Annotated in this window: 16 protein-coding genes and 2 tRNA genes; 5 read left to right on the top strand and 13 right to left on the bottom strand. The window is 57.0% G+C overall.

The genetic code is table 11. The features are described 5' to 3' along the window. Positions 1–34: 34 nt before the first annotated feature. Both H663_RS27665 and greB read left to right on the top strand, forming a co-directional pair. A tRNA-Arg gene (locus tag H663_RS27665) sits at positions 35–111 on the top strand. 89 nt (positions 112–200) lie between these two features. After that, positions 201–761 carry a transcription elongation factor GreB gene (greB, locus tag H663_RS27660; protein WP_053170676.1) on the top strand — a complete coding sequence of 187 codons (561 nt, stop codon included), beginning with the start codon at positions 201–203 and terminating at the stop codon, positions 759–761. A 4-nt stretch (positions 762–765) separates the two neighbouring features. On the opposite strand, the gene H663_RS27655 is transcribed toward greB, so the two are convergent. The 4 genes from H663_RS27655 to H663_RS27640 form a co-directional block, all read right to left on the bottom strand. Beyond that, positions 766–3,036: a RelA/SpoT family protein gene (locus tag H663_RS27655; RefSeq protein WP_053170673.1), complete on the bottom strand. Its 2,271-nt coding sequence runs from the start codon at positions 3,034–3,036 to the stop codon at positions 766–768. A gap of 102 nt (positions 3,037–3,138) precedes the next feature. Further along, a complete protein-coding gene (gene rpoZ, locus H663_RS27650; RefSeq protein WP_019425866.1) occupies positions 3,139–3,339 on the bottom strand; it encodes a DNA-directed RNA polymerase subunit omega in 201 nt (66 codons plus the stop codon). 18 nt (positions 3,340–3,357) lie between these two features. Next, positions 3,358–3,978, bottom strand: coding sequence for a guanylate kinase (gene gmk, locus H663_RS27645; protein ID WP_053170670.1), 621 nt, complete (start codon positions 3,976–3,978; stop codon positions 3,358–3,360). 11 nt (positions 3,979–3,989) lie between these two features. Continuing rightward, positions 3,990–4,901 carry a YicC/YloC family endoribonuclease gene (locus H663_RS27640; RefSeq protein WP_053170668.1) on the bottom strand — a complete coding sequence of 304 codons (912 nt, stop codon included), beginning with the start codon at positions 4,899–4,901 and terminating at the stop codon, positions 3,990–3,992. 240 nt (positions 4,902–5,141) lie between these two features. Here H663_RS27640 and rph point away from each other — a divergent pair, with 240 nt between their 5' ends. Genes rph through hemW form a run of 3 tightly spaced genes read left to right on the top strand, consistent with a single transcriptional unit; the run spans position 5,142 to position 7,676 of the window. Beyond that, a complete protein-coding gene (gene rph, locus H663_RS27635; RefSeq protein ID WP_420844039.1) occupies positions 5,142–5,843 on the top strand; it encodes a ribonuclease PH in 702 nt (233 codons plus the stop codon). 18 nt (positions 5,844–5,861) lie between these two features. Beyond that, complete coding sequence (gene rdgB / locus H663_RS27630; protein WP_053170665.1) at positions 5,862–6,464, top strand: RdgB/HAM1 family non-canonical purine NTP pyrophosphatase; 603 nt, start codon at positions 5,862–5,864, stop codon at positions 6,462–6,464. 3 nt (positions 6,465–6,467) lie between these two features. Further along, on the top strand, positions 6,468–7,676 hold the full coding sequence (gene hemW / locus H663_RS27625) for a radical SAM family heme chaperone HemW (protein WP_053170662.1): 1,209 nt from the start codon (positions 6,468–6,470) through the stop codon (positions 7,674–7,676). Positions 7,677–7,883: 207 nt separating this feature from the next. On the opposite strand, the gene H663_RS27620 is transcribed toward hemW, so the two are convergent. The 9 genes from H663_RS27620 to H663_RS27580 form a co-directional block, all read right to left on the bottom strand. Next, on the bottom strand, positions 7,884–8,252 hold the full coding sequence (locus tag H663_RS27620; RefSeq protein ID WP_053170659.1) for a helix-turn-helix domain-containing protein: 369 nt from the start codon (positions 8,250–8,252) through the stop codon (positions 7,884–7,886). Positions 8,253–8,364: 112 nt separating this feature from the next. After that, positions 8,365–9,465, bottom strand: coding sequence for an LPS export ABC transporter permease LptF (gene lptF / locus H663_RS27615; protein ID WP_053170654.1), 1,101 nt, complete (start codon positions 9,463–9,465; stop codon positions 8,365–8,367). Between the two features lie 33 nt (positions 9,466–9,498). Further along, a complete protein-coding gene (locus H663_RS27610; protein ID WP_083451079.1) occupies positions 9,499–11,121 on the bottom strand; it encodes an ArnT family glycosyltransferase in 1,623 nt (540 codons plus the stop codon). Between the two features lie 140 nt (positions 11,122–11,261). Then, positions 11,262–11,349, bottom strand: a tRNA-Ser gene (locus H663_RS27605). A gap of 63 nt (positions 11,350–11,412) precedes the next feature. Next, complete coding sequence (locus tag H663_RS27600; RefSeq protein WP_083451078.1) at positions 11,413–12,585, bottom strand: ABC transporter substrate-binding protein; 1,173 nt, start codon at positions 12,583–12,585, stop codon at positions 11,413–11,415. Positions 12,586–12,658: 73 nt separating this feature from the next. After that, positions 12,659–14,506, bottom strand: coding sequence for an AMP-dependent synthetase/ligase (locus tag H663_RS27595; protein ID WP_205872693.1), 1,848 nt, complete (start codon positions 14,504–14,506; stop codon positions 12,659–12,661). An 11-nt stretch (positions 14,507–14,517) separates the two neighbouring features. Continuing rightward, complete coding sequence (locus tag H663_RS27590; RefSeq protein ID WP_053170644.1) at positions 14,518–15,294, bottom strand: ABC transporter ATP-binding protein; 777 nt, start codon at positions 15,292–15,294, stop codon at positions 14,518–14,520. Positions 15,295–15,296: 2 nt separating this feature from the next. Further along, a complete protein-coding gene (locus H663_RS27585) occupies positions 15,297–16,076 on the bottom strand; it encodes an ABC transporter ATP-binding protein (RefSeq protein WP_205872692.1) in 780 nt (259 codons plus the stop codon). Then, positions 16,073–17,149: a branched-chain amino acid ABC transporter permease gene (locus H663_RS27580; protein ID WP_053170641.1), complete on the bottom strand. Its 1,077-nt coding sequence runs from the start codon at positions 17,147–17,149 to the stop codon at positions 16,073–16,075. Before H663_RS27580 ends, H663_RS27585 begins: the two co-directional genes overlap by 4 nt. Between the last annotated feature and the right edge of the window lie 19 nt (positions 17,150–17,168).

Below are 17,168 nucleotides of genomic sequence, written 5' to 3'. Positions count from 1 at the left end.
CGGCTCAAAATGCCGCTATAATTCAATGCATAGCGCGGCTGTAGCTCAGCTGGATAGAGTACTTGGCTACGAACCAAGGGGTCGTGGGTTCGATTCCTGCCAGCCGCACCATATTGAAAAGCTCACAACGAAAGTTGTGGGCTTTTTCTCTTTGGGGCCTGTGCATCAGGCTTCCTCTCTCGCACATGGGTCTTCACAGCATGAGCAAAGCTTTCACCAAAGAAACAGATGCAGATGACGATGACGACATCGCACTGCCTGCCTTGCCTGCCGGTGCTCGCAATTACATGACGCCTGCGGGTTATGGGCGTTTGCGCGCGGAATTGTTTTCCTTGATCGACGATGAGCGCCCCAAGGTGGTGGAGATCGTTCATTGGGCGGCCAGCAATGGTGACCGTTCAGAAAATGGTGACTACCTTTACGGTAAAAAGCGTTTGCGCGAGATTGATCGTCGTATACGGTTTTTGACCAAACGCCTTGAAATGGCCGAGGTGGTTGATCCTTCGGTGCACCACGGCAGTGATCAGGTTTTCTTCGGCGCCACAGTCACGTATCTGGAGTCCTCAGGGGTCGAGCGCACGGTCACCATCATGGGCATTGATGAAGCAGACAGCTTGAAGGGCCAGGTCAGCTGGGTGTCGCCCATTGCACGCACTTTGATCAAGTCGCGTGAAGGTGATGAACTTCAGCTGGTGACGCCATCTGGCGTGATGGCCATTGAGGTGCTGCAGGTGAGTTATCCCTCGCCAGGCCCCCTTTGAGGGGTCAGCTGAGCGGGTGTCCCGTGTTCGTTTGTCGGCTGGCTTGAATGACAGCGGGGTTGCGTTTGAGCTGGCGCAAGACGGAGTCTAGGTGCGATGTATCCCTGACGGCAATCACGAACCGCAAATCCGCAGTGTCCTGTTGTGAGTCCTGACCCATATCGACGTGAACGATGTCGGCTTCTGCGGTGGCCAAAGCCCCTACCACACGGGCCAGCACCCCCTTGCCATTGACCGCAGTGACTGCAATACCGGTCTCGAAGTTCCGCGCAGGTTCATCCGACCATTCCACGCCGATGAAGCGTTCGCTGTCCTTGTGCTCAAGTTTTTTGGCGATGGCGCATTCACGGCAGTGAACTGCCAAGCCCTCACCGCGGCCAAGGTAGCCCACAATTGCATCGCCAGGCAAGGGGCGGCAGCAGCGTGAATAGACCACAGAAGCGTTCTCGCTGCCATCGAGTGTGATGGCTCCTTGAGACACGGATTCATGGGCCGTGAAGCGTTCGCGGGTCATCAGCAAGGCGTCGGGTTTTTGACCCAGTTCGCCGAGCAGCACCACCAAGCGTTTGGCGACGATGCTGGCAATGCGTTTGCCCAAGCCCAAGTCCATCAATAAATCGGCGCGATTTTTATTGCCGGTAAAGCGCAGCAATTTATCCCACAAGGGTTGAAGCAAAGCCTCTTCTGTAGGCAATTCGTCGATACCCTCCGCCCTCAGGGCCTGGCTGAGCAATTTTTCGCCCAACTCCACCGACTCGGTTTGTGCCATCGTTTTCAGATGGTGGCGGATTTTGGAGCGGGCCCGGCCCGTGCGCACAAAGCCCAACCAAGCTGGATTGGGGGAAGACACGGGCGCTGTGATCACTTCGATCACGTCGCCATTTTTCAGCTCGGTGCGCAGCGGCACCTGGTCGCCATTGATTTTTGCAGCCATGGCGTGGTCGCCGACGCGGCTGTGAATCGCATATGCAAAGTCCACCACGGTGGCTCCACGCGGCAGCGCCATGATTTGGCTCTTGGGTGTGAAAACGTAGACCGCATCGGGGAATAAGTCGACTTTGACATGGTCCCAGAATTCTGCTGCATCGCGTGTCTCGTTCTGGATGTCGAGCAGCGATTGCAGCCATTGCGTGCCAAGGCGTTCAGACTGGGCTTGGGCGGTGCTGTGCTCCTTGTAGAGCCAGTGTGCAGCGATGCCGGATTCAGCCACCAGATGCATGGCTTCGGTACGCATCTGAAACTCGACGTTCACCCCGGATGGCCCCACCAGTGTGGTGTGCAGGGATTGGTAGCCATTGACTTTGGCAATGGCGATGTGGTCCTTGAACTTGCCGGGCACCGGTTTGTAGATCTGGTGCAACAAGCCCAAGGCCGTGTAGCAGTCGATGACCGAGGGCACGATGACCCGAAAGCCATAGATGTCAGTGACTTGGGCAAAGCTCAGATGCTTGTCGTCCATTTTTTTATAGATGGAATACAGCGTTTTTTCTCGGCCACTGATACGCACATCCATACCCGCTTGGGCAAAAACAGATTCAACCTCGGTTTGCACCTTTTGGATCAGGTCGCGCCGACGGTTGCGTGCACGCGATACAGCTTTGGTCAGCACGGCATAACGCCAGGGCAGCAGGTGCTTGAAAGACAGGTCCTGCAATTCTCTGTAGATTTGGTTCAGGCCCAGACGGTGCGCGATGGGTGCATATATTTCGAGGGTCTCGGATGCAATCCGGCCCCATTTGCTGCGCGGCATGTCGGACATGGTGCGCATGTTGTGCGTGCGATCGGCCAGCTTGATGAGGATGACCCGCACGTCGCGTGCCATGGCCAAGAGCATTTTGCGAAACGACTCGGCCTGGTTTTCTTCGCGGGTATTGAATTCCAGCTTTTCGAGCTTGGTCAGTCCATCCACCAGCTCGGCCACCGGGGCACCAAAGCGTTCAATCAATTCGGCCTTGGTGACGCCACAGTCTTCCATGGCATCATGCAACAGGGCGGCCGAAAGGGCTTGGACATCCAGCTTCCACTCGGTACACAGCGCCGCCACCGCAATCGGATGGGTGATGTAAGGTTCGCCGCTTTTGCGCATCTGGCCCAGGTGGGATTCGTCTGCAAACTTGTAGGCTTTGCGCACCATTTCAGCGTCGGATGCACTGAGGTAATCGAGCCGGGCCGTCAGGGCTGCAAAACTGGCTGCCGCCGCGTTGGCGGTGGCAGGACTCACCACAGCACAGCTGTTGTGACCAGTTGAAGGGGAGGGTGGCATGACGGCACTCATGGTATCAATGTAACTGAAGCGACCCTCTGCACAGATTGCAGACGTGAAAAAGCCCCATTGCTGGGGCTTCAGTGTCCTTGGCCGAAGCCAAGTGTGTGTGAATCAGGAGACGCGCTTGAGCATTTCGATGCCCACTTTGCCGGCCGCAATTTCGCGCAAGGCCGTCACGCCGGGCTTGTTTTTGCTTTCGATGCGGGCCGTGTGGCCTTGGCTCAGCATGCGAGCCCGGTAGGTGGCCGCCAGAACCAGTTGGAAGCGGTTCGGGATCTGCTCCAGGCAGTCTTCAACAGTGATACGGGCCATGGTGATTTTTCCTTCGGGTTAGGCGAGATGCAGCGCCTCGAATGTGTCTGCGCGGGCTCTGCGTTGAGCGGGATACTTGAGCCTTTGGGCATGAACGATGGCTTTGAGGTCAAACAAAGCACGTTCAAAAACTTCGTTGATTATAACGAAGTCGAATTCTTTGGCCTGCGCCAGCTCGACGGCGGCGTTTTGCATGCGCAACTCGATGATGTCGGGTGCGTCTTCACCGCGGCGCTCCAGCCTTGAGCGCAATTCTTCCCAGCTGGGGGGCAAGATGAAGATCAGTACAGCATTGGCATACATCTGTTTGATCTGAATCGCACCTTGGTAATCAATTTCCAGCACCACATCGGAGCCTTGGGCCATGCGCTCCTCGATCATTTTTTTGGAGGTGCCGTAGCGCTGGCCATGCACGTTGGCCCACTCGACAAAGGCGTCAGCCAGCACCATCGCGTCAAATTCTTGCTGCGAGGCAAAGAAGTATTCCCGACCGTGTTTTTCCTGGCCACGGGGTGCGCGGGTGGTGTGCGACACAGAGGGGTGCACGCCCGAGTCGAGTTCCATCAAAGCCTTGACCAGGCTGGATTTGCCCGCCCCGCTGGGGGCGGCCACGACAAAAAGGTTTCCTGGGTATTCCATGGTGTTGTGCTTTATTCGATGTTTTGGACTTGTTCGCGCATTTGCTCGATCAGCACCTTCATGTCCACCGAAATGCGGGTCATTTCAAGTACGGCAGATTTGGAGCCCAAGGTGTTGGCTTCGCGGTGCAGTTCCTGAATCAGGAAGTCCAGTCGTTTGCCGATGTCACCGCCTTTGCTGAGCAGGCGGGCGATCTCATCCAAGTGCGAGCGCAGTCGGGTCAATTCTTCGGCCACATCAATGCGGATGGCGAAGGCAGTGGCCTCGGTCAGGGCGCGGTCTTGCGCCGCTTCAGGCAGGTGGCTGCCATCGGCCAGGGCCATGGCGTCTTTCCAGCGTTCCAGAAAACGCTGGCGTTGCTGCTCAACGAGTTGCGGGACCAAGGGCGCTGCTTGTTCGGCCAGGGTACGCAATTGGTCAATGTGGCCTTGCAGCATGTCAGTCAGGCGTGCGCCTTCGCGGGCGCGGGCGTCAAGCAAGGCGGTGATCGCTTGTTGGGCCAGTGCGAGCCAGGCGACTTCTTCCAAGGCCACTGGCGTGCTATTGCCCGCCGTCAGGCGCAGCACGTCGGCCACGCTCAGTTCCCGGGCTTTTGGCAGCCAGTCATGAATCTTGTCTTGCAGGGCTGCAATTTTTTGCAAGGCCTGGTGGTTGGGGGCTTGCAAGGAAGTGCCATCGCCAGCATCCTGGCTGGCGCGCACTTCCACTTTGCCGCGTTTGATCTGGCGAGTGATCAGTTCGCGCAAGCTGGGTTCGAGCTGGCGCAGATCTTCGGGCAGCTTGAAACTCAGGTCCAGAAATCGGCTGTTGACCGAGCGGATTTCAAGTCCGAGTCGCGCTGTGGGGGTAATGGTCGCCGCTGGGGCATTGGCCTCGACGTCCACGGGCAGCGGGCTGTGCTGCACGCTGGCGTAACCGGTCATACTGTAAACTGGCATTGATCAGGATCCTTGTGACAGCGCATTGCCAACTTGGCACAAGAGCGCTGCAGATGCCCAGCCTAACAGCTGTGCATGAAACAAGGCATTATCTCAAACTCTCACCTGACCACCCTTGCTCGATTTGCGCCCATGGGTGCCGCTCAGGACCATCTTCGCACCATCATGAACACCACTGCTTTTGCTTATGTCCGAACCGGCCGTGCTACTGACGCATTGCGCCCTGTGCGCATCACCCGTGGCTACACCATTCACGCCGAGGGCTCGGTTCTGATCGAATTTGGTCATACCCGTGTGTTGTGCACGGCCTCGGTGGAAGAAAAAGTGCCTGGCCATAAAAAAGGCAGTGGCGAAGGTTGGGTCACGGCGGAATACGGCATGCTGCCTCGCGCCACCCACACCCGTGGAGACCGTGAAGCGGCTCGGGGCAAGCAAAGCGGGCGCACACAGGAAATTCAGCGTTTGATTGGCCGATCACTGCGTGCGGTGTTTGACCTGAAAAAACTCGGCGAGCGCACCATCCACCTGGACTGCGACGTGCTGCAAGCCGATGGCGGCACGCGCACGGCCAGCATCACTGGCGCATTTGTGGCGGCCCAGGACGCGGTGGCTTGGCTGATGGCCACCGGCAAGCTGCAAGAGTCGCCCATCTTGGACCGTGTGGCGGCCATCTCTGTGGGGTTGAAAGCGGGCACCGCATTGCTCGACTTGGATTACCCAGAAGACTCCGCTTGCGATACCGATATGAATGTGGTCATGACCGGCGCTGGCAACTTTGTCGAGGTGCAGGGAACCGCTGAAGGCGTGGCCTTTACCCGCCTTGAGATGGACCGCATGCTGGCCTTGGCCGAAAAAGGCATCGCGCAATTGGTGGGTTTGCAAAAGCAGGCGCACGACGAACCCAAGACCTTGACCTTCTCGGCCTGATCCGCAGGCCCCGTGCGCATGAAAATCGTTCTTGCTTCCAACAATTCGGGCAAATTGGTCGAACTGCAAGCCATGTTCGCCCCGCTCCAGATGACGCTGGTGCGCCAGTCCGAGCTGAACATTCCGGAGGCCGAAGAGCCCTTCAGAACCTTTGTTGAAAACGCCCTGGCCAAAGCCCGCCATGCAGCCAGGCTCAGTGGCTTGCCCGCTTTGGCAGACGATGCCGGTTTGTGTGTGGATGCCTTTGGCGGGCTGCCCGGTGTGGATACGGCCTATTACGCCACCCGTTTCGGTTATGCCAAAAGCGATGACAACAACGTCACGGCGCTGCTGGAACAAATGCAGGGCATCGACAACCGGCGTGCCGCCATGGTCAGCACGCTGGTGGCTGTGCGCAGTGCCGATGACCCGGAGCCCCTGATTGCCGTGGGGCGTGTGGTGGGCGAGATTGCACGCGAACGTCTCGGCACCCAGGGATTCGGGTTTGATCCCATCATGTTCATCCCCGAATTTAGCAAAACCTTTGCGCAATTGCCGGTCGAAGTCAAAAACGCCAACAGCCACCGTGGCCGCGCTGCGCAGGCCATGCTGGCCTTGATGCGTGAACGCTGGATGGCCTGACGCATGAGTCACCCGCTTGATCCGGTTCACGCCATGCGCCCAGGCATGCTGCAGCTCAAAGCGCTGCCACCGTTGTCGCTGTATGTGCATTTGCCTTGGTGCATCAAAAAGTGCCCCTATTGCGACTTCAACTCGCATGAGTGGCGCGCAGGCGATGACCGGTCGATGCAAAGCCAATACATCGATGCCTTGTTGGCCGATCTGGAGGCGAGCCTGCCCCTGATCTGGGGGCGCAGCATTCAGACCGTGTTTTTGGGCGGCGGCACACCCAGCCTGTTTACGCCCGAAGCCATTGACCAGCTGATGGGCGGCATTCGTGCCCGTGTGCGCCTGGCACCCGATGCCGAAATCACCCTGGAGGCCAATCCGGGCACGTTTGAGAAAGACCGTTTCAAGGCATTTCGCCAGGCCGGCATCACCCGTTTGTCTATTGGGGTGCAGAGTTTCAACAACGCGCACCTGAAATCATTGGGCCGTGTGCATGACCGTGATCAGGCGCTGGCTGCCGTGACCGAGGCGGCGCAGGTGTTTGACACCTTCAACCTGGACCTCATGTATGCCTTGCCTGGCCAGACGCTGGAAGACTTGAGCGAGGATATTCAGACCGCGCTGGCTTTTGCGCCCCCGCACATCTCCATTTACCACTTGACGATCGAGCCCAACACGGTGTTTGCCAAGTTTCCACCGGCGCTGCCCGAGGACGATCTGGCCTACGAGATGATGGACCGCATCACCGAACTGACGGCATCGCGTGGCTTGTCGCGTTATGAGGTCTCGGCCTACGCCCAACCTGGCCACGCCTGTGCGCACAACCTGAACTACTGGCAGTATGGGGATTACCTGGGCATTGGCGCTGGGGCGCACAGCAAGCTCAGCTTTGCGCACCGTTTGGTGCGGCAAGTGCGCTTTCGTGAGCCACAGCTGTACATGCAGCAGGCCATGAAAGGCGAGCCGGTCACGCAAAACACCGAGGTCTCACGCCAGGATTTGCCCTTTGAATACATGCTCAACGCCCTGCGTTTGCGCGAGGGTTTTGCATTGACGGATTTCGCCGAGCGCACAGGGCTGGCCGTGACCAGCATTCAAAAAGGCTTGCAGGAAGCCGAACGCCTGGGTTTGATTCAGAGAGACCTGATCCGTGTCTGGCCCACCGTGCGGGGCTTTGATTTTCTGTCTGATCTTCAAGCCCTTTTCTTGAGTGATGCAGCCTGAAAGCTGCAGCCCAACTTGTCAGCGCTTGAGAAATGAGAGCAGTAACCTCCATGCAAAAAGCATCAAGAGTGCGCCTGCTACATCGCCCACAAACATCGTCGACACATCAAAACACCAATTGACGTGAGTGGGGTGCAGCATCACCCAGAAAAAACAGCACTGACCCAGCCAGCACCTCAGTTTGCAAGGCTTCCTGAATTGCCGTGGTCATGCAGCCGGGGTTTGATGCACCTGCTGCATGGACTGACCCAGATGGCTGAAATACTCAATGGTCCGTGGTGTGGGCGTCAGGTATTTGGCGCGGCGGTCACCGTCGATATTGAGGGTGCTGAGCATTTCTTTTTCGCGCAGACGCGTGATGCGTTTGTGCAAGGTGGCTGGCGAGCCTAAATCAGCCAGACCAATGGCTTCGCGCACGGTCATGGGCTGATTTTCATACCATCTCAGCGCCACAGCTTGCAAAAGTACAGATTCATTCGCATCCATTTCCATGCCCTCTGGCAAAGCTTTAACGACCCGTGTCAATTGCAGGAATTGCAGATAAGCCGTGGCAAACGGGCTGGTGTTTTTATCCATAGTGATTTGATTTTATCAATCAAATTGAAATGCCAGATTAAGCTTAATTACAAAAATGAGTCTATAAAATCGTGAATTATGAATGTGTTGCCAATGGCTGAATGCTGGAACTTCAGGCATGCCCGTGGCGTCGCCGGAAAAGCCATAGCCGCAATGTCCAATTGGTTTGTCGGCGCATGATCCACAATGCAGCAATCAAAGCTGCAGCGCCGTGCAGATAAATGACCAGCAAAGCCAATGGCATGCGTCCTTCGGCAATCCAGCGCTGACCGAAATTGATCATGTTGTAGTAAATCACGAAAGTCAAAATGGCTTTCATCAAATGATAACTTTTGGCTGCTCTCGGATTGACGGCTGCCAATGCCAAAGCCAGGAAAACCAGATTCAGTGCGCAAAATCCCTGACCTAAGCGCCAGAAAATCTCACCCATGCGTGAGGGGTCGGGTTTCTGAATCAAGTCCAGGCTGGGAACCATATGGTTGGCACGCGCTCCTGAGGCGGCAACTGCATGCTCTTCGATCAACAATTGATAGTTTTCAAAGGTGGTGATTCGGGTTTCCTGGGTCACCGTATTGAGGGAGATCTGTTGACCGTTTTTCAGTTTCAGAAAACGCTCATTTTTGATGTTGTCGACAAATCCTTGTTGTGCGGTTGTGATGGTTTGCATATCCCCATCGCTTGTCGATACAAAGACGTTGGTGCCGGACATGCTTCCCGAAGTTTCCTTGTCAATGAAAAAAACACTTTTGCCACCCGAGAACTCCTGAAATTTGCCCGGAGCCACACGCTCGACATCGCTTCTGGATTCAAAACGGTCTTTGAGCTCCTGTATTTTTTGGTTACTCCATGGCCAAACCACCAAGGCGGAAAAAAATATGGCCACCAAGATGGGCCAGGCAAATCGAAAAATGGGGCCGACGAAAGAAAACAGACTGCGCCCACTGCAAAACCAGATCACCATCTCACTGTCGCTGTACATGCGCGAGAGTGTGGAAACCACCGAGAGGAACAAACTCAAGGTCAGCAAAGTGGCGGAATAACCCAAAGCTGTGAAGCCCATGACCAACAACACATCGGAAGGGTTGATGCTGCCTCGGCTGGCCTGGCCCAAGGTCTGAATGAGCATATTGGTCATGACCACGGTCAGCAGGACCACCAAGGTTGTCACAAAGGACTGGGCTAAATCCTTGCGGAGGGAAGATTGCAACACCATGGTGAATCGATCAAATCAAAGCAGTTGCAATGATCATGGTTTGATGTCGCTGGTGAGTCCGCAGCGTTGGGCTTCAGGCGTGGTGATCTGTGCCAAAGCAGGACCTGAGCGCCACAGCCACCAAGCGTGGCCCTTGAAAGCCACTTGCCAGCCATCTTTCATGTTGGGGTGGGAAAGCTGTGCAGGCGTCACTAGCCAACGCACTTCTGGCGATGACTGTTTCAGGACTTCAGGCGATTGCAGCACCTGTCCAGCTGTGTGGTCAAAATCAGCCCCTTCAAAAAAAACCCTTCGCCAATTGTCCCCAGAGTTTTTGCGTACTTCGTCCCAGTTTTCAATGACGATCAGCGCTTGAGATCGTTGGGCCAGAAAGGGTAAATCAAAGGGGTATTCTCCAAATACATAAACTTTGTCTTCGGGATTCGACAGACATGTGAGTGTTTGTGCGACATCTTGGCTGTGATCTTTCATGCTGTTGTAGCGTGCCAGAAAATTGGCCCCGGTGGCCAAAGCCAAGCTGAAACCACATACCCCCCAAAACCAGGCGTTGGCTGATTTTTTGTGCCCCATCAATGCGTCCCAGTTCTGAACGGCGAGGATGGCAACCGCCGGAATCACGGGCAGGATGTAGCCGATCAATTTGGAGTTGGGCAGCGAGAAAAAGAGCAAGATCACGCCCAACCAAATCCAGGGCAAAGACGTCCAGGGATTGAGCCTCAAAGCTGCAAGGCCACCGCGCAAAACCTTGCCTTTGAAAATTTGTTGAGCAACACGCCAGGCAATGAAAAGCACCCAGGGGAACATGAAAATCCCAATGACGCCCGGGTAAAACCACCAATCCTGATGATTGTTGAACTGTGACCCACTGAAACGGGAAAAGTGATGTCCGATGATGAAATAGTCTAAAAATCCTGAAAACTGTGCCTCGACTTGCAGCATCCAGGGCAGAGTTGTCAGCCCACAAATCAACAAACCACTGAGCCACGGAAAGTGAATAAGCTGTCGCGTTTTGCCCATCAAAATCACCCAGGTCAGCATCACCATGCCGGGAAGTACGATCCCAATCAGCCCCTTGCTCAGCACACCCAGGCCACATGCTAAAAATCCGAGTCGAGCCCAAAATACATCGGGTTTATCGTCATCTTTCATCGCGACGGCAAACAAGCCGATGGCGACAGTGATCCACGTGGCCACCAAAAAATCATGGTTGATGTATTGGCCGCCCACCAAATATCCCACACTCGTACCCAGCACCAGACTCACCTTCCGGGCTGTGATCTCGCCAAGAATGCGCCGCACGCCCAGATACACCCCCGTCAACATGATCAGTGCATGCACAGCCGTCACCAGGCGGGCCGTCCATACATGCACGCCTGCCAAGTGAAATACCTCGGCTTGTAACCAGTAAAGCAGGGGTGGCTTGTGAAAGAAAGGAATGCCATTGAGCCTGGGCACCAGCCAATCATCTGAGATGAACATCCAGCGCCCTATGTCGGCATAACGGCCTTCATCGGGCAGCGATAAAGGTCTGATGAGCGCCAAGACCAGCAGCAGCAACCAGATGCAAGCGATGGTCAACCAGGACTTTGTTTTCTCGGTCATTGGAAATGATGGACGGTGAATGGTTAGGCAGGATTTTTGTTGGCAAGGGGTCATCAGTCCCCTGGCGAATGAAATTCCAGTGTAACTTCCCACCCCTTTACCGCAGGGGTGCGGGGAATAAACACATGGCCATGAAAAAAGCGCCACGAGGGCGCTGAATATCGGTGATCGAGGGCTGAACTAGAGCGGCCATTTGGCGGAAGCGGTGAGATTCGAACTCACGGACCTTTTCAAGTCGCCGGTTTTCAAGACCGGTGCAATCGACCACTCTGCCACGCTTCCTTGGGGTGAGATTGTAGCCGTATCAACAGGGGGTCCGCCCGAGAGCGCCCCCTGTTGAGTGCATTATTTACTGCCGGGTGCTGCCACTTGAACCCACTTGCCGCCTTTGATCTGGTCAATGGAGACCATCTCCGGCCCGACGTGGTTGTTGGTGAAGCTTTGGCGCGTGAAGGTGGTGAAGTCCTGGTGGGCCACAGCGGGCATGGCTTTGGCCAAACCTGCCGATGTCAGATTGCGACCGGCGGCTTGCAGGCCCGCAATGAACCAGGAGGTGTAGGAGTAAGCATTGGCTGCGTTCTCGTCGGCGTCCATGTTGAACTTGGCTTTGAAGTCGGCCATGAATTTCTTGGCCACCGGATCACTGCTGTCGGCTTCGTGGAGTTTCCAGCCACCGATGCCATACAGGCCTTCCACGCTGTCCTTGCCCAATCGGGCGACGATGCTGGAGCGACCTGGAATGGTGGTCAAGACCTTGACTTGCGACCAGTTGAGCTTTTTCACTTCGCTCATGACGCCCAGGGTTTCACGCACCACGGTGCCGGCCACGATCAGGTCGACGTTGGCCGCCTTCATCTTGGCCACTTGGGATGAAAAATCGATGTCACCCACTTTGTAGGCCGCTTCTGCCGCCACAGTGAAACCGCCACCCTTGAGCGCTTGGGTGATGCCACCTCGGACCAGATCACCAAACGGGCCTTCCTGGTAGATCACGCCGACTTTTTGGGTTTTCCAGTTGTTCACGGCCCAGCTCAGTGCCGTGGCGGTGGTGGTGTCGTAGTTCATCACGGTGGTGAACAGCAAAGGGCTGTTGCCACTGACCTTTTGAATGATGCCCGATGCACCCCAAGGCGCAAAGACCATGACGCCTGCGTCGTTGGCGAGTTTGACTGTGGCTGCATTGGGGCCGGAGCCAAAGGGGTTGATGATGGCAAAAACGTTGTCGCTTTTGATCAGCTTTTGCACGGCTCGCACCGCCAGTTGGGGCTGGCTGCCGTTGTCTTCCACAATGAGTTTGATCTTGCGGCCGTTAACCCCACCTGCGGCGTTGAGTTCGTCAATGCGCATCTGCATGCCGTTGCGCAGCATGGGCATGCCGGGGGCGGCTGGGCCGGACAGGTCGATGTGGGTGCCAATCACGATTTCGTTGTCACTCACCCCTTGGGTGGTTTGGGCTTGCACACCGCTGGCCAGCATGCCGGTGGTGGCGAGTATGAGAAGTCTTCGGTTCAATTTCATGGTTGTCTCCTGGTGGTTAAAAGATAGTCTTCAGGCCTGGTTTACGCATGCGTGCTTACCCTGAGCGGCCACCTCAGTTGGGGTACATGCTGTCAATCAAAGCCGCATATTTGCTGGCAATGACTTTGCGTTTGAGTTTCATGGTGGGGGTGAGCTCTTCGTCTTCGGCGGTGAGCAGTTCCGAGATGATTTTGAAAGACTTGATTTGCTCGACCCGTGCCAGTTGCGGGTTGATGCGTTCGATTTCGCTGTGGATCAGGGCGACCACTTCGGGGGCCCGCGTCAGGCTGCCAAAATCGGTGTAGGGAACTTGGTGCTCTTGGGCATAACGGGCCACATGTTCCTGGTCGATCATGACCAGGCAAGTGAGGTATTTGCGGCCATCGCCAATGATCACGGCATCGGTGATGTAGGGGCTGAACTTGAGCAGGCTTTCGATGTGGCTGGGGGTGATGTTCTTGCCGCCCGAGGTGATCAAAATGTCCTTGATGCGGTCGCGAATGGCCAGGTAGCCCTCGGCATTGATTTCGCCGCAGTCGCCGGTGTGCAGCCAGCCCTCCTCGTCCAGACTTTCGCGGGTTTTGTCGGGCAGGTTCCAGTAACCGCCGAACACGTTGGGGCCACGCACCAACACCTCGTTGTCTTTGCCGATTCGAAGCTCGGTGCCCGCAGCCTTGACGCCCGCCCAGCCCAAACGAATGCCGCCTTTGGGCGTGGCGGTGCAAAAGCCGGTGGTTTCCGTCATGCCGAAGGCTTCGCGCAGTTCGATGCCGCAGCCCAAATACCAGCGGATCAAATCCGGTGGGACAGGCGCGGCACCGGTGAGTGCACTTTTGACGTTTTGCAGACCCAAAAAAATCCGGACATTGCGCAAGGTCAGCCACTGCATGGCCCTGAGCAAAAGACTCGGTGGGCTGATGGCTTGGCCCTGCAGCTGGGCTTCGACCCTGGCCGCGCCCATGGCGCGTGTGGTCTGGTAAGCCCAGCGGGCCGGGGCGATGGCGTCGCGCATGAACAAGTCGATTTGGGAATACATTTTTTCCCAAAAGCGGGGCGGTGCAAACACCAGATGCGGGGCCACTTCACGCATGTCGTTGAACACCGTGCCCGAGTTTTCCGGAAAGTGGACCACCAGCCCCAAGGCCAAGGGGTTGTAGACCGAAGACATGCGCTCGGCGATGTGGCAAAGCGGGAGAAAGGACACGGATTTGTCACCCGGCTGGATGTCCAGGTAGTCGGTGGCCAGGCTCAGTTGAAAGACCAGGTTGCGGTTCAGGGTCATGGCCCCCTTGGGTGCCCCGGTGGTGCCCGAGGTGTAGACCAAAAAAGCCAGGTCTTCGGCTTGGGTGCTGTCGATCGAGGCCTCAAAAAGGGCTTGACGGGTATCGGCCAAGGCCATGCCGCGTGCCAGGAATTCATCAAAAAATTCCACATCCGGATCGGCAAAGCCGCGCAGGCCTTCACGGTCCATGACCACAATGCGCTGCAGCTGCGGGCATTGGGCGCGAATCTCCAAAGCCTTGTCGAGTTGTTCCTGGTTTTCAACAAACAGCATTCGGCTGCCCGAGTCCATCAGGATGTGTTGCAGTTGACCTGCGGAAGAGGTGGGGTAGACGCCATTGCCGACCAGGCCCATGCATTGGGCACCCATGTCGACATAGAGCCATTCGGGTCGGTTTTCGGCCAGCACGCAAACCACTTGACCACGTTCAAGCCCCAGCGCTTGCATGGCCAGGCCGGTTGCCCGTGCGCGGGCAAAATATTCGGCCCATGTGGTGCTTTGCCACAGGCCCCTTTGCTTGTAGCGCAAGGCCGGTTGATCGGCCCAGGTGCGGCAGCGCTGGCGAAAGACTTTGGCGGGCGTGTCTTCGCCCAGAAAAGAGATGGCGGTGGGAGCGTTCATGGTGTCTGCGGTGTTCATGGTGTGCGGTATCAGCGCCAGGTTTTGCGGCGTTTCCAGCGTTGCGAAGTGCCGCTGATGCCTTGGGTGCTGTGGCCGCCCAGATAGGCTTCGCGCACATCGGCTTTTTGACTCAGCACAGCGCAGCTGTCGGCCGCCACGATGCGGCCCAGTTCCATGATGTAGCCATAGTCCGCATGCGCCAGTGCAATGGCGGCGTTTTGCTCCACCACCAAAACCGCGGTGCCCGTTTCCTGGCGGATGCGGCTGATGATGTGAAAGATTTCTTTGGTCAGCAAAGGCGACAGACCCAGCGAGGGCTCATCGAGCATCAGCAGTTGCGGTTGCGCCATGTAGGCGCGGCCAATCGCCAGCATCTGCTGCTCGCCTCCGGACAACAAGCCAGCGTGTTGTTGCGCGCGTTCCAGCAAACGCGGAAACCATTGAAAGACCCGCTCCAGGTCTTGGCGAATACCCTCGGCATCGCGCCGTGTGTAGGCCCCCATGTTGAGGTTTTCCCGCACACTCAGGAAGGGGTAAATTTGACGACCCTCGGGCACCAGCACCAAACCCCGTCGACACACCTCATCAGCGTCCAGACCGTGGATGGTTTGGTTGTTCAGCAGGACTTGGCCTTTGAACGGGTCGATCACCCCGGCCAGGGTGTTGAGCAAGGTGGTTTTACCCGCACCATTGGCCCCCAGCACCGTGACCATTTGTCCTTTTTCAACCTGCAGGTTCACCCCTTGCATGGCCGCAATGGGGCCGTACCAGGTTTCCAGGTTGCGTACTTCCAGCAAGGCACTCATGCTCAAGCTCCCAAATAAGCGGCAATGACGGCCGGATGACTTTGAACTTCGGTCGGACTGCCTTGTGCCAATACCCGACCTTGTGCCATGCAAATGACCCGATCGGCCACGGCACTGACCAGGGACATGTCGTGCTCCACCATGACCACGGTGATGCCCAGTTCGCTGCGGATGTCGTCGATCCAGAAGGCCAGCTCACGCGTTTCTTCGGGGTTCAGGCCCGAGGCCGGTTCATCCAGAAACAAGAGCTCAGGCTGGGCACACAAGGCACGGCCGAGCTCCACCACTTTGCGCACGCCGTAAGGCAGGCCTGCGATGGTCGCATGCCGCCAGGGCGTGAGGTCCAGAAAGTCGATGATTCTTTCCACTTCGGCGTGGGCCGCCTCTTCGAGCCTGGTCAGGGCCGGTGTGCGCAAAACTTGTTGCCACCAATGGCCCTGAAAGAAACGATGGCGTCCGAGCAACAGGTTGTCCAGCACCGTGGCTGCTTCAAACAGCTCAATGTTCTGGAAGGTGCGTGCAATGCCCAGGGTGGCGATTTGGTGGCGCTGCATCTGTGTGAGGTCCTGGCCCTTGAAGTGGATTTGCCCACCACTGGGGTCGAACACGCGGGTGACCGCATTGAGCAGCGAGGTTTTGCCCGCACCGTTGGGCCCGATCACGGCCAGCACTTCGCCGGGCCGGACTTCCAGGCTCAGATCGGCAATGGCTTGCACGCCACCAAAAGTGAGTGAGAGTTTGTCCACTGTCAGCAGTGGGGGTGTGGCGTTGGATGTTTTCAACGGTAACGCTCCGATTTCATGTAACGCTTGTTGCGCTTGAAGGTGTCTTTTCGGTAGATCGGGAAAGATTCCAGCAGGCTGCGGATCTTGAGCCAGCGGCCGTTCAGCCCCATGGGCTCAAACAGCACAAAAAGGGCCAGCACCAAGCCAAAGATGAAAGTCTCAAGGCCAAACTGTTTGGCCACGCTGTCAGGCAAAAACGGTTTGATGCGGGAGATGGCGGTGGGCAGGGAACTGATGAGAATGGCCCCCAGCACCGCGCCGCGCAGACTGCCCAGGCCGCCAATCACAACCATCAACACAAGCTCCAGCGACAGCAGCAAGGTGAAGCCATCGGGCGTGAGGTATTTCAGGTGGTGGGCCAGCATGCTGCCAGCCAGGCCGGTGATGCCTGCTGACAAGGCAAAAGCGCCTGCCTTCATGCGCTCGACCGGGATGCCCAAGGCGTAAGAGGCGGCTTCGGATTCACGCACGCCGATCAAGGCGCGGCCCATGCCAGAGCGCAAGATGTTGAGCAAGGCCAGCAGCACCAGCACCAAAATGGCCAGGCACAAGTAATAAAAAGCTTTGGAGCCGCCAAGCGACAAGCCCAGAAAAACAGGTTCGTTCACCGCCAAGCCAGTGAAGCCTCCAGTCACGGAACTCCAGTGGCCGATGATTTGCTCGACGATGATGGCGAACGCCATGGTCACCATGGCGAGGTAGAGGCCGGAGACGCGGATGGCGGGAATGCCCACCAGCAAACCGGCGCTGGCGCTCAGCAGTGCGGCCAGCACCATCGACAGCGGCAATGGCACGCCTTTGGACAGGAACCAAGCGTGGCCATAGGCCCCAATGGCAATGAAGGCGGCATGCCCCAATGACACTTGTCCGGTCAGGCCGGTCAGCGACATCAAGCCCAGGCTGGCCACGCACAGGATGAACACATAGGCCATCTCGCCCAGCATGAAGGGCGTGATGAACCAGGGCAGTGCGCACAAGCCCAGCAGCAGCAAGGCATAAAGGTTGCGGTCAAACGGGCTGCGCCACAGGGCGAAGCCTTCGCGGTATTGGGTGTGGTAATCAAAACGCATCGATGGGGTTCTTTCTTGT

It is taken from the genome of Limnohabitans planktonicus II-D5 (assembly GCF_001270065.2).
Classification (GTDB): Bacteria; Pseudomonadota; Gammaproteobacteria; order Burkholderiales; family Burkholderiaceae_C; genus Limnohabitans_A; species Limnohabitans_A planktonicus.
Note: the sequence above shows the minus strand (reverse complement) of the source record. Positions and strands in the feature narration are given on the sequence as shown.